Genomic DNA, 12378 nt, shown 5'->3' with positions numbered 1-12378 from the left:
GGGGCGCCGGGCGGGGTCACAGGTGCGGGATGACGTCCGTCCCGTACGCGTCGATGGTGGTCTCGATGGCGTCGTGCATGGCGTAGACGGCGAACTGGTCGACGCCGAGCGAGCGGAGCTCCGCCAGTCGGGCCCGCTGCGCCTCCACCGGGCCGATCAGGCAGAAGCGGTCGATGATCCCGTCCGGGACGAAGGCCGTGTCCGGGTTCCCGGCCCGCCCGTGGTGGCTGTAGTCGTAGCCCTGGCGGTCCTTGATGTAGTCGGTGAGCGCCTCCGGTACCAGGTCGGAGTGCTCGCCGTAGTGGCTGACCAGGTCGGCGACGTGGTTGCCGACCATCCCGCCGAACCAGCGGCACTGCTCCCGGGCGTGGGCGAGCGCCTCGGGCGAGTCGTCGGCGGTGACGTAGGCCGGGGCGGCGACGCAGATGGTGATCGACTCCGGATCCCGGCCGGCCTCGACGGCGGCGGCCCGCACCGCCTTGACCATGAACTCGGTGAGGTAGGGGTCGGCCAACTGCAGGATGAAGCCGTCGGCCTGACGTCCGGTCAGGTTCAACGCCTTCGGCCCGTAAGCCCCCATCCAGATCGGCAGGGAGGCGCCGGCGCGGACCCACGGCAGGTGCATCTCGCTGCCGTCCACCTCGGCGGTGCGCCCCTCGGCCAACTCCTTGATGGCGTGCATGGCTTCGGAGAGCCGGGCGAGGGTGGCGGGGCTCCGCCCGGCGACCCGCATGGCGGAGTCGCCGCGGCCGATGCCGCAGACGGTCCGGTTGCCGTACATGTCGTTGAGCGTGGCGAACGTGGAGGCGGTCACCTCCCAGGTGCGGGTGGAGGGGTTGGTGACCATCGGGCCGACGGTCATCCGCTCCGTCTCGGCGAGGATCCGGCTGTAGATGACGAAGGGCTCCTGCCACAGCACGCAGGAGTCGAAGGTCCAGCCGTGGCTGAACCCGGCCTGCTCGGCGCGGATCATCCGGTCGATGAGCAGTCGGGCGGGCGGGTCGGTCTGGAGGACGAGGCCGATGTCCATGAGGGGCTCCAGGTAAGGGTTTTGACCGCCACCCGGCCGTCGACCGGATCGGTCGCCCCGGTCGAAGGGCCGGGCCGGCAGCCGGGCGGGCGGGCGACCGGACGGCCGGCAGACCGGGCGGCGGCGGGTGGACGTCGAGGAACGGGAGGAACGGGAGGGGCGGGAATCGGGAGAGGGATCAGACCAGGTACTGGCAGGTGTCCCGGCGCAGGAAGGTGCCGTGGCCGGCCCGGCCGCGCCAGTCGCCGTCGTCCAGCACGACGGTGCCGCGCGACACCACCGTCCGCACCCGGCCGGTGAGTCGACGGCCCTCGTAGGCCGAGTAGTCCACGTTCATGTGGTGGGTCGCGGCGGAGACGGTCTGCACCGCGGTGGGGTCGTAGACCACCAGGTCGGCGTCGGCACCCGGGGCGATGGTGCCCTTGCGCGGGTGCAGGCCGAACATCCGGGCCGGGGTGGTGCAGGCGATCTCGACCCAGCGGCGCCGGCTGATGTGCCCGTCCACCACGGCCTGGTGGAGCAGGTCCATCCGGTTCTCGACGCCCGGCAGGCCGTTGGGGATCTTCGAGAAGTCGCCCCGGCCCAGCTCCTTCTGGCCGACGAAGCAGAACGGGCAGTGGTCGGTGGAGACCACCTGGAGGTCGTTGGTGCGCAGCCCGCGCCAGAGCGCCTCCTGGTGCTCGCGCGGTCTGAGCGGCGTGCTGCACACGTACTTGGCGCCCTCGAAGCCGTCGGCGCCCTCCTCGGCGAGGTTGTCGGTGGAGAGGAAGAGGTACTGCGGGCAGGTCTCGCCGAAGACGTTGAGGCCGGCGTCCCGGGCCCCGACGAGTTCGGCGAGCGCGGCGGCGGCGGAGACGTGCACCACGTAGAGCGGGCTGCCGGCCACCTGGGCGAGCTTGATCGCCCGGTGGGTGGCCTCGGCCTCCAGCAGTTCGCGCCGGACCTCGCCGTGGTAGCGGGGGGCGGTCCTCCCGGCGGCGAGCGCCTGTTCGACCAGGACGTCGATGGCGATGCCGTTCTCCGCGTGCATCATGATCAGCCCGCCGTTGGCGGCGCCGCGCTGCATGGCCCGCAGGATGCGGCCGTCGTCGCTGTAGAAGACGCCGGGGTAGGCCATGAAGAGCTTGAAGGAGGTGGACTCGCCGGAGTCCACGAGGGTGTCCATCTCCTTGAGCACGGCGTCGTTGACGTCGGAGACGATGGTGTGGAAGGCGTAGTCGATCGCGCAGTTGCCCTCGGCCTTGGCGTGCCAGGTGTCCAGGCCCTCGCGCAACGAGCCGCCGACCGACTGGACGGCGAAGTCCACGATGGTGGTGGTGCCGCCCCAGGCCGCGGCGCGGGTGCCGGTCTCGAAGGTGTCGGAGGCCGCGGTGCCGCCGAACGGCAGCTCCATGTGGGTGTGGGCGTCGACGCCGCCCGGGATGACGTAGTGGCCGGTGGCGTCGATGACGGTGTCGGCGGTCCAGGCCTCGGCGGCGGAGCTGCCGGTGGTGGCCAGGGCGGCGACGCGCTCGCCCTCGATCAGGACGTCGGCGTGGAGTTCCTCGGTGGCGGTGATGACGAGGCCGCCGCGGACGACGGTGCGCTGGTGCGGGTCGCGGGTGACCCTCACGTCGTTGGTGGTCATCGCGCTGCTCCTCAGGCCTCGGCGAGCGGCCCGTAGGCGTCGGGCCGGCGGTCCCGGTAGAACGCCCACTGCTGGCGGACCTGTTCGATCAGGCCGAGGTCGAGGTCGCGGACGACGAGTTCCTCCTCCTTGTCGGAGGCGACGGCACCGACGAACTGCCCGCGCGGGTCCACGAAGTAGGAGGTGCCGTAGAAGTCGTTGTCGCCGTACTCCTCGGTGCCGACGCGGTTGATCGCGGCGACGAAGTACTCGTTGGCGACGGCGGCGGCGGGCTGTTCGAGCTGCCAGAGGTAGGCGGACAGGCCGCGGCTGGTGGCGGAGGGGTTGTAGACGATCTGCGCGCCGGCCAGGCCCAGGGCGCGCCAGCCCTCGGGGAAGTGGCGGTCGTAGCAGATGTACACGCCGACCTTGCCGACGGCGGTGTCGAACACGGGCCAGCCGAGGTTGCCGGGCTTGAAGTAGTACTTCTCCCAGAAGCCCTTGACCTGCGGGATGTGGTGCTTGCGGTACTTGCCGAGGTAGCTGCCGTCGGCGTCGATGACGGCGGCGGTGTTGTAGTAGACGCCGGCCTGTTCCTCCTCGTAGACCGGGACGACCATCACCAGCCCGAGCTCGCGGGCGAGGTCCCGCATCCGGCGCACGGTCGGGCCGTCGGGGACGGCCTCGGCCCAGCGGTAGTGCTCGGCTTCCTGGACCTGACAGAAGTACGGGGAGTTGAAGACCTCCTGGAAGCCGATGATCTCCGCTCCCTGGGCGGCGGCCTCGCGGGCGTACCGCTCGTGGAGCGCGATCATGCTCTCCTGGTCACCCGTCCAGCGGGTCTGGACGAGCGCGGCCCGGACGATCTGCGACATGGTTACCTCCGCAACTCCGCGGCCCGGCCGTGCGGTCGGGCCCGCGGTCTGAGGGTTGACGGGGTGGGTCTCGCCTGCGGGTCCGCTCGGGGAACCGCAGGGTCTACGTGCGTAGAAAGCGATCTGTAGACGGTAGGCCCGGCCTCGGTGGCCTGACAATACGTCGGTGGAAACGCGTCTGGGGTGATCTTGTTGCGCGGACACGCGGATGGTCCCGGGTGGGATGAAAAGCTGATCTACCCCACGCGTCGCCTTCTTACTCGTTCGAGTGAAACCGGACACCCCGGGTGCGCAATCGGCGATGGTGGGGTAAGACCCGCGTGGACATCGCGGTGGATCACTACGGATCGTCAGTCATCGGTGGTTTCCTACGAGTTCAGCGTCCCGGTCACGGGGGATCGGGGCGGCCAAGCGGGGGGTGACGATGGTGGTGGCGGATTCCGCAACGGAGACGGCGGCGGCGAAGGAAGCGGCGGAGGCGACGGGTACGGCAGGTGGCGCGGCGGGCGGAGGCCCGGCGGCGCGGCCGCCCGCCCTGCCCGCCTGGGCCGGCCTGCTGCTCGCCCTCGGCGCCCTGCTGCCGGTCCTCCTCGGCGGGCTGCTGTTCCGTCATCAGGCGCCGCGCGTACGGAACATCGCCCTCCAGCTCGCCGGTTCCCGCGCGGCCGCCGAGGCCGTGGTCGGCGGCCGCGCCGCGGACCACCTGGCCGCGCTGCGCGCCGACGGCTGGCTGATCGGCGGCTACGGGCTGACGTTGCTCGCCGCCGCACTGCTCGGCGGGTACGTGCTCGGGCCGGCCCGCCGGCGGCTGTCGGCCGTCGCGGTCGGCGGCGCCGGGCTGCTCGCGGCCTGCTGCGACCTGGGCGAGGACGCGCTGCTGCGCGCCGGGCTGGACGGCCTCCACCCGGGTGCGGGCGGTTCCGACACCCCCTTCGCCGTCGCCACCGCGCTCGCCACCGTCAAGTGGCTGCTGCTCCTGCCCGCCGGGGTGCTCGCGGCGGGCATCCTGCTGGTGACCGCCACCCGCGCGGTGCGCGGGCTCCGGCCGTCGCGGGCGGGCGCGAAGGCCCGCGGCACCGACTCCCCCGACCGTCCGGCGCTGATCCCGCCCTGGCCGATCGCCGCCCGGCGCGGCGCCACGGCACCCGCCGCCGAAGCGCCGGACGCCCCGGACACGCCCGTCCGGCACGCCCACTGGCGCGACGCCGCCCGGGTGCCGCCCGGCCGCGAACCCGCCGAACTCGGCTTCTGCGCCTCCGGCGGCGGCATCCGCTCCGCCTGCGTCACCCTCGGCGCGCTCCAGTCGCTGCGGCCGTGGCTGAAACGGGCCCGCTACCTGGTCTCCGTCTCGGGCGGCGGCTACACCGTCGGCGCGCTCCAGCTCGCGCTCAGCGACTCCGCGCCCGGCAGCCCGGTGCGCGCCGTCTCGGGCCTGACGGCCGACACCGTGATGGAGTCCGGGTCCCCCGAGGAGGACCACCTCCGCCGACACGGCAAGTACATCGCCGACGGCGCGGGCGAATGGCTGGTCGCCCTCGGGACGCTGCTGCGCGGGGTGCTGTCCGCCCTCACCCTGCTGCTGGCCGCCGTCCTGACACTCGGCCTCGGGCTCAGCCGCTTCTACCGGGCCGTGCCGCTCACCGACCTGAGCCACCTGGCGGCGGCCGGGCTGCGCCACGCCGGCGCCGTACCGGGGCCGTTGGAGCTCCGGACACCGGCGCTCGCCGCCTTCGGCCTCCTGCTGGCCTCGGCCACCGGGTGCTGGCTGCTCTGGCTGCTGGCCTTCCCCTCGCTCGGCTGGCAGGCGCTGCTGCCACGGGCGCTGCGCAGGGCCAATCTCGGCCTGCTCGCCCTGGCCGCCCTGCTGGCCGTCGGGGTGCTGGTGGTGCCGGGGCTGGCCTGGGGCGCGGTGCGGCTCCAGCAGGCGCTGGCGGCGGGGCCGCAGCTCACCGGCGCGGGGCTCGGCCTGACCGTGGCGCTCAGCTACCTGGCGCTGCTGCTCGGCATACTCTGGCGCGACCGCCGGACGCCCGGTCGGGGTGGCACCACGCCGGGCGCGGCGGGCCGGCCCCGTGTCAGCGGCGCCAGCCTCCCGCAGACCCTCGTGGTCTGCTCCGCCCTCCTGGCGCTGACGGCGGGTGCGCTGCTGGCCCTCGGCTGGGCGGTCGCCACCGGCTACGCCTGGCCGACGGCCGTCCAGGTGCTGCTGCCCCTGGTGCTCGGCGCGGTCGGGCTGAACCTCGACCAGACCTGGGTGAGCCTGCACCCGTTCTACCGGTTGCGGCTGGCCTCGGCGTTCGCGGTCCGGCGGGCCACCGAGGGCGGCCGGTCGGTGGCCCGCCCGTACCACTTCTTCCGGGAGCAGACGTGGCTGAGCCACTACGGCGCCCGGCACCCCGACTTCCCTCAGGTGATCTTCTCGGCGGCGGCCAACCTGTCGGGCAACTCCCGTACGCCACCGGGCCGTCCGGCGGCCTCCTTCTCGCTCTCCTACGACTACGTGGGCGGCCCGGACATCGGGTACGCGCGCACCGACCTGCTGGAGCGGCGCACCAGTGCGCACATCGCCCGGGACCTCACCGTGCAGTCGGCGATGGCCGTCTCCGGCGCGGCCTTCTCCTCCGCGATGGGGCGGGAATCCCGCGTCTACCAGCGGCTGTTCGCGGTGACCAACGCCCGCCTCGGGACGTGGCTGCCCAACCCGGCGGTGCTCGGCCCCGACTGGTCCGGTCCGCCGGACTGGCGCCGCCCCGCGCAGCCCGCCGTCCGCCGCCTCCCGTACCAACTGCGGGAGCTGATCGGGCGGTTCCCGGCCGACGACCGCTTCCTGCTCACCACCGACGGCGGCCACTACGAGAACCTCGGGCTGGTCGAGCTGCTGCGGCACCGGGTGCGGACGGTGGTCTGCATCGACGCCAGCGGCGACGCGGGGTACGCCACCAACCTGGCCGCCGCGATCACCCTGGCCCGCGAGGAGCTGGGCGTCGCCATCACCCTGCACGAGCCCGAGCTGCTGATCCCGGGCACCGCCGCCGACCGGCCCGCCGAGGGTGACGACGCGGACGGCCGCGTGGACAACCACACGGACGACGGCGTGCAGGGCCGCGCGGGCCACCGTCCGCCGCTGCGCGGGCTCGCGGCGCAGCTCTCCGCCCGGCTCTCGGCCCGGGCGGTGGTCACCGGGGACATCCGCTACCCGGATCTGGACGAGGGGCCCGGGGCCGTCCGGCACGGCCGGCTGATCCTCCTCCAGGCGGTACTGACCCCCGGGATGCCGTACGAGCTGCACGCCTACGCGATGGCCAACCGGGCCTTCCCGAACGACCGCACCAGCGACCAGTGGTTCGACCACCAGCAGTTCGACGCCTACCAGACGCTCGGCCGCCACCTGGGAGAACAGGCCGCGCCGCTGATCGAGCAGGCACTGACCGACCAGGCGAGGGCCGACCAGGCGCGGGCCGGGCAGGCACCGGCCGGACCGGCCCCGGGCCCCACCGGGTCGGTGCCCGCACAGCCGACGCGCGACACCGACCCGGCACCGTCCGCCACGGCTCCCCCGGCACCGCGCCGCCCGGCCGAGGAGTAGCCGGGAGGCGACCGACGGATGCTCGAAGGGCGCTCGGCGAGCGGGCGACGGGTAGCCGACCGGTCCGCCGGTCGCCGGGAACGGACGGCGGCGGACGGTCGGCTCGGCTTGACTTCCTCCGCTTCGCTCGGGAAAGATCCGGCGCATGGACTCCGGCGCCACTCTGGTATGCCGCCTGCACGTCGATCTGCGACGCCAGGCGAGTTCCATCTGTGCCTGTTGACCTTGTTCTCCCCCGCCGGTCCCGCTCTGTGACGTCTGCCAGGGCCCGCGCCGCGCACCCGCACCCGCAGTCCTGACCCCGCCCAGCCCCGGCGCACCCTTGCGTGCCGGGCCGCCCCGTCGGCCCGCGCCCTCCACCGCCGCCGGACACCGGGCGCTTCCCACCGACGTTCCCGCCGCACCCGAGGACGCCCTCATGACTCTGAGCCCGAGCCCGAGCATCAGCCCCGGAACCCACCCGACCGTAAACCCCGACAACACCCGCCCCGACGCCGCGAGCCCCACGAGCACCCCCGAGCCACCACCGACGCCGCCCGCCGGGGGCACCCCCGCGCCGCTCACCCCCAGCACCCTGCGGACCATCGTCCGCGAACTGGCCGAGCGGCCCGAGGAGTGGATCCACCACGTCCGCCTCTCCACCGAGGAGCGCTGGTACCGGCGGCTGGCCGCGGACGACGACCACGAGGTGTGGCTGATCAGCTGGCTGCCCGGCCAGTCCACCGGCTTCCACGACCACGGCGGCTCGCGCGGCGCCTTCGCCGTCGCCCTCGGCGAGTTGGAGGAGCTGTCCCTCGGCGGGCCCGAGCAGGGCCTGCTGATCCGCCGGATCCCGGCCGGCACCGCCCGCGCCTTCGGCCCCGAGTACGTGCACGACGTGCGCAACACCGCCGTCGGCCCCGCCGTCACCCTGCACGCCTACTCGCCGCCGCTGAGTTCGATGGCGCACTACGACCTGCGGGCCGGCGGGCTCGTCCGCACCTCCGAGGAAGGACCTGAACAGTGGTGACCACGATCGACGACCTGGTGGAGCGGGCCCGGGAGGGCGTCCACCGACCGCGCGCCCGCGAGGCGTACCAGGCCCAGCTGGACGGCGCGCTGCTGGTGGACATCCGTCCGGCGGCGCAGCGGGCGGCCGAGGGGGAGATCCCCGGCTCGCTGATCATCGAGCGCAACGTGCTGGAGTGGCGGCTCGATCCGACGGGCAGTCACCGGATTCCCGAGGCCTCGGGCTACGACGTCGAGGTGGTCGTGGTCTGCTCCGAGGGCTACGCCTCCAGCCTGGCCGCGGCCTCCCTGCGCGAGCTGGGACTGCACCGGGCGACCGACCTGGACGGCGGTTTCGTCGGCTGGGCGGCCGCCGGCCTGCCGACCCGTCAGGGCGGCTGAGCCTGCGGTCGCACCGCGTGCCGGGGCGGTAAATCAGGGACAGGAGATGATGCAGGTCATAGTGTGATCAGAGTTTCCGCTGGTCCAAAGCCGGGCAACCACGCGGGCGGAAGTACGCCCGGGCGCTTGAAACCGCCGCCACCGAACGACCCTGACCGAACGACCGAACGACCCAGGCGCCGCCTTTCCGGGGCGCCCTGACGAGGAAACTCCACGTGATCAGATTCGAGGGCGCGGGAATGCGCCACCCCGACGGCACCATCGCCGTCGAGGGACTGGACCTGGAGGTCCCGACCGGTCGGATAACCGTCCTGGTCGGACCGTCCGGCTGCGGGAAGACCACCCTGCTGCGCATGGTCAACCGGATGGTCGAGCCCACTTCGGGCCGGGTCCTGCTGGACGACACGGACGTCGCGGAGCTGGAACCCGCCAAGCTGCGCCGCGGCATCGGGTACGTGATCCAGCAGGCCGGGCTCTTCCCGCACCGCAAGGTGATCGACAACATCGCCACCGTCCCCTACCTGCTCGGCTGGGACCGGAAGAAGGCCCGCGCCCGCGCCGCCGAACTGCTCGAACTGGTCGGGCTCGCGCCCGAGACCGCCAAGCGGTACCCGTTCCAGCTGTCCGGCGGCCAGCAGCAGCGGGTCGGCGTGGCGCGCGCACTGGCCGCCGACCCGCCGGTGCTGCTGATGGACGAGCCGTTCAGCGCGGTCGACCCGGTGGTGCGGGCCGGGCTCCAGGAGGAGCTGCTGCGGCTCCAGTCCGAGCTGCACAAGACGGTGCTGTTCGTCACCCACGACATCGAGGAGGCCGTCCGGCTCGGCGACCAGGTGGTGGTGCTGCGCGAACACGGCCGGATCGCCCAACTGGCCGACCCGCACACCCTGCTCACCACCCCCGCCGACGAGGGCGTGGCCGCCTTCCTCGGGCGCGACCGGGGCCTGCGCGGCCTCGCCCTGCGCCCCGCGAGCGGCGTCCGGCTCCGCCCGGTGGGCGACGGACTCCGGTACGGCGGCTGGGAGTTGGCCCTGGACGACGGGCGCCGCCCGATCGGCTGGATCGACCGCGACGCCGTCACCGCCGAGCTGCACCCGGCGGCCGCCTTCCGCCCGGACGCCGACACCCTGCGCACGGCGCTGGACGCCGCCGTCCTCTCCCCCGCCGGGGTCGCGGTCGCGCTGGACGCCGAGGGCCGGGTCACCGGCACCGCGAGCCGCGAGGCCGTCCTCGCCGCACTGCGGCCCGACGCCTCCGGCCCGCCGGCCGCCGGTCCGTCTGCCACTGGTCCGTCTGCCACCGGTTCGCCGGCCGCTGATGCGCCCGTCCGCACCGACAAGCCCCCGGCCACCACCGGAAGCCACCCGGACGACACGGGCGGCCCGGACGGAACGGGCAGCACGGACGGAGCCGACGGTGGACGATGAACCGATCGTCCGCTGGTACTGGATCGGCGACCACCTCGGCTACCTGGGCCACCTGCTCGCCGACCACGCCGTGATCGCCCTCGTCCCCGTGCTCATCGGCCTGCTGCTGGCCGTCCCGCTCGGCCTGGCCTGCGCCCGCTACCCCCGGCTGTACCAGCCGCTCTCCGCCGTGTTCAACATCGTCTACGCGCTGCCCTCGCTGGCCGTGTTCGTGGTGCTGATCCCGTACACCGGCCTCGCCACCCAGGCGACGGTGATGATCCCGCTCACCTTCTACGCCCTCGCCGTGCTGCTGCCGACCACCGTGGACGGGCTGCGCGCCGTCCCGGACTCCGTCCGGCAGGCCGCCACCGCGATGGGGTACGGGCCGTGGCACCGGCTGACCTCGGTCGAGTTGCCCGCCGCCGTGCCGTACCTGATCGCCGGACTGCGGGTCGCGGCGGTGTCCAGCATCTCGCTGGCCAGCGTCGGCGCGCTGGTCGGTCGCGGCGGGCTCGGCTACCTGTTCGTCGACGGCTTCCAGCGCACCTTCCCGACCCCGATCCTGGCCGGCATCGTGCTGATCGCCGTCCTCGCGCTGGCCGTCGACCTGGTGCTGGTGGCCGCCCGGCGGCTGCTCGCGCCCTGGGCCGTCCGGGAGAAGGGGGCGGGCTCGTGAACTGGCTGAACTGGCTGAGCGACTTCTTCACCGACCCGGACCACCTCAGCGGGCCGGACTCGATCGTGCACCGGGTCTCCGAGCACCTGCTGCTCTCCGGCGCGGCCCTGCTGTTCGCGGCGCTGCTCGCCGTCCCGCTCGGGCTGCTGATCGGCTACACCGGGCGCGGCGTCACCGTGGTGACCGCGCTCGCGGGCGCCGCCCGCGCCCTGCCCACCCTCGGCCTGGTGACGCTGGCGGTGCTGCTCGCCGGGGTCGGCGACACCGCCGTACTGGTCCCGCTGGTCGCGCTCGCCGCGCCGCCGCTGCTGGTGGCCGCCGTCGAGGGGGTGCGCGGCACCGACCCGGACGTCCGGGACGCGGCGCGCGGCATCGGGCTGACCCACCCCCAGGTGCTGTGGCAGGTCTGCCTGCCCTCGGCCGCCCCGACCCTGCTGGCGGGCTTCCGCACCGCGACCGTGCAGGTGATCGCGACCGCCACGGTGGCCGCCTACGTCGGCCTGGGTGGCCTCGGCCGCTACGTCATCGACGGGCTGGCGACCCGCAAGTACGCCGTGACCGTGGGTGGCGCGCTGCTGGTGGTCCTGCTCGCGGTCGTCGCCCAGCTGTTCTTCGCCCTGCTCGCCCGGTTCGCGCTCCCGCCCGGGGTGCGCGCCCAGCAGCGGCCCCGCTGACTCCATTTCCCCTCCCCTCCCGTTCCGGAAGGACATCTGTCACCATGTCGACAATCAACCGAAGCCGCCGCGTCGCCGCCCTCGGCACCCTCGCCGCGCTCACCCTCGGCGCCACCGCCTGCGGCTCCTCCGGCGGCAACCCGCTCGACGGGGGTTCGAGCGCCTCGGCCGCCACGGGCGGCGCGGGCGGGTCCGGCTCGACCGTGGTGGTCGGCTCGGCCAACTTCCCGGAGAACGTCCTGCTCGGGTCGATCTACTCGCAGGCGCTCAAGGCCAAGGGCGTGAAGGTCCAGGAGAAGTTCAACATCGGCAGCCGCGAGGTGCTCTACGGGCAGTTGCAGAGCGGCAACCTCACCGTCCTGCCGGAGTACAACGGCTCGCTGCTCGCCTACCTGGACGCCAAGTCCACCGCCGTCACCACCCAGGACGTGAACGCGGAGCTCGCCAAGACGCTGCCCGCCACGCTGGGCATCCTCGAGTCCTCCCCGGCCGAGGACAAGGACTCGCTCAGCGTCACCCAGGAGACGGCCGACAAGGACAACCTCAAGACCATCGCCGACCTCGCCGCCAAGGCCGGCGAGTACACCATCGGCGGGCCGCCGGAGTTCAAGAGCCGCCGCGAGCAGCAGCTCAAGGACGTCTACGGGCTGACCTTCAAGGAGTGGAAGCCCACCGGCGACGCCACCGCGAACGCGCTCAAGGACGGCAGCATCCAGGTCGGCAACGTGTTCACCACCGACCCGAAGATCGTCCAGTACAAGCTGGTCCCGCTGGCCGACCCGAAGAACATCTTCGGCGCCCAGAACGTCACCCCGCTGGTCAACAAGGCAGGCGTGGACGCGACCGCGACGGCGGCGCTCAACGCGGTGTCGGCCAAGCTCGACACGGCCGGGCTGGTGGCGCTGATGAAGCGCGTGTCGGTGGACAAGGAGGACCCGTCGGCGGTCGCCAAGGCCTGGCTGAAGTCCAACGGCCTCGGCTGACGGCGATTCGGCCCGGCGGCCGTGGAGCGTGAACGCGGCGGCCCGGAGGAAGCTCCTCCGGGCCGCCGTCGGCCGTTCCGGAGGCACCGTCCCTGGGCTTTCCGGGTGCGCTCGCGTGTGCGCTCACGGGTGCGTTCCAGGTGCTTTCCGACC

General features: G+C 73.5%; 11 protein-coding genes. 8 read left to right on the top strand and 3 right to left on the bottom strand.

Going from position 1 to position 12378, the window contains the following annotated elements; all coding sequences use genetic code 11:
* Positions 1 to 16 precede the first annotated feature (16 nt).
* The 3 genes from ACFY4B_RS06240 to ACFY4B_RS06230 all read right to left on the bottom strand — a co-directional run bounded on the left by ACFY4B_RS06240 (position 17) and on the right by ACFY4B_RS06230 (position 3511).
* Entirely contained in the window at positions 17 to 1030 is a 1014-nt protein-coding gene (locus tag ACFY4B_RS06240; RefSeq protein ID WP_387820187.1) for a TIGR03842 family LLM class F420-dependent oxidoreductase, read from the bottom strand.
* Between the two features lie 178 nt (positions 1031 to 1208).
* Positions 1209 to 2657 carry a dihydropyrimidinase gene (gene hydA, locus ACFY4B_RS06235; RefSeq protein WP_387966674.1) on the bottom strand — a complete coding sequence of 483 codons (1449 nt, stop codon included), beginning with the start codon at positions 2655 to 2657 and terminating at the stop codon, positions 1209 to 1211.
* A gap of 11 nt (positions 2658 to 2668) precedes the next feature.
* The gene (locus tag ACFY4B_RS06230) at positions 2669 to 3511 is read right to left on the bottom strand and encodes a nitrilase-related carbon-nitrogen hydrolase (RefSeq protein ID WP_387966672.1); all 843 of its coding nucleotides are present in this window, start codon (positions 3509 to 3511) and stop codon (positions 2669 to 2671) included.
* Positions 3512 to 3941: 430 nt separating this feature from the next.
* Here ACFY4B_RS06230 and ACFY4B_RS06225 point away from each other — a divergent pair, with 430 nt between their 5' ends.
* From ACFY4B_RS06225 to ACFY4B_RS06190, 8 genes are all read left to right on the top strand, one after another.
* Positions 3942 to 7097 carry a hypothetical protein gene (locus ACFY4B_RS06225; protein ID WP_387966671.1) on the top strand — a complete coding sequence of 1052 codons (3156 nt, stop codon included), beginning with the start codon at positions 3942 to 3944 and terminating at the stop codon, positions 7095 to 7097.
* A 145-nt stretch (positions 7098 to 7242) separates the two neighbouring features.
* A complete protein-coding gene (locus ACFY4B_RS06220; protein ID WP_107086570.1) occupies positions 7243 to 7320 on the top strand; it encodes a putative leader peptide in 78 nt (25 codons plus the stop codon).
* A gap of 195 nt (positions 7321 to 7515) precedes the next feature.
* Positions 7516 to 8106: a cysteine dioxygenase gene (locus ACFY4B_RS06215; protein ID WP_387966670.1), complete on the top strand. Its 591-nt coding sequence runs from the start codon at positions 7516 to 7518 to the stop codon at positions 8104 to 8106.
* Complete coding sequence (locus ACFY4B_RS06210) at positions 8100 to 8486, top strand: rhodanese-like domain-containing protein (RefSeq protein WP_049657033.1); 387 nt, start codon at positions 8100 to 8102, stop codon at positions 8484 to 8486. Before ACFY4B_RS06215 ends, ACFY4B_RS06210 begins: the two co-directional genes overlap by 7 nt.
* Before the next feature lie 215 nt (positions 8487 to 8701).
* Positions 8702 to 9910, top strand: coding sequence for an ABC transporter ATP-binding protein (locus tag ACFY4B_RS06205; protein WP_079272437.1), 1209 nt, complete (start codon positions 8702 to 8704; stop codon positions 9908 to 9910).
* On the top strand, positions 9900 to 10568 hold the full coding sequence (locus ACFY4B_RS06200) for an ABC transporter permease (protein ID WP_049657035.1): 669 nt from the start codon (positions 9900 to 9902) through the stop codon (positions 10566 to 10568). Before ACFY4B_RS06205 ends, ACFY4B_RS06200 begins: the two co-directional genes overlap by 11 nt.
* Positions 10565 to 11242: an ABC transporter permease gene (locus ACFY4B_RS06195; RefSeq protein ID WP_049657036.1), complete on the top strand. Its 678-nt coding sequence runs from the start codon at positions 10565 to 10567 to the stop codon at positions 11240 to 11242. Before ACFY4B_RS06200 ends, ACFY4B_RS06195 begins: the two co-directional genes overlap by 4 nt.
* Positions 11243 to 11286: 44 nt before the next feature.
* Entirely contained in the window at positions 11287 to 12225 is a 939-nt protein-coding gene (locus tag ACFY4B_RS06190) for an ABC transporter substrate-binding protein (RefSeq protein WP_387966669.1), read from the top strand.
* Positions 12226 to 12378 lie beyond the last annotated feature (153 nt).

Origin of the sequence: Kitasatospora sp. NPDC001261, assembly GCF_042896795.1 — a bacterium.
Taxonomy (GTDB): domain Bacteria; phylum Actinomycetota; class Actinomycetes; order Streptomycetales; family Streptomycetaceae; genus Kitasatospora.
This window is presented reverse-complemented; position numbering and strand designations above follow the sequence as displayed.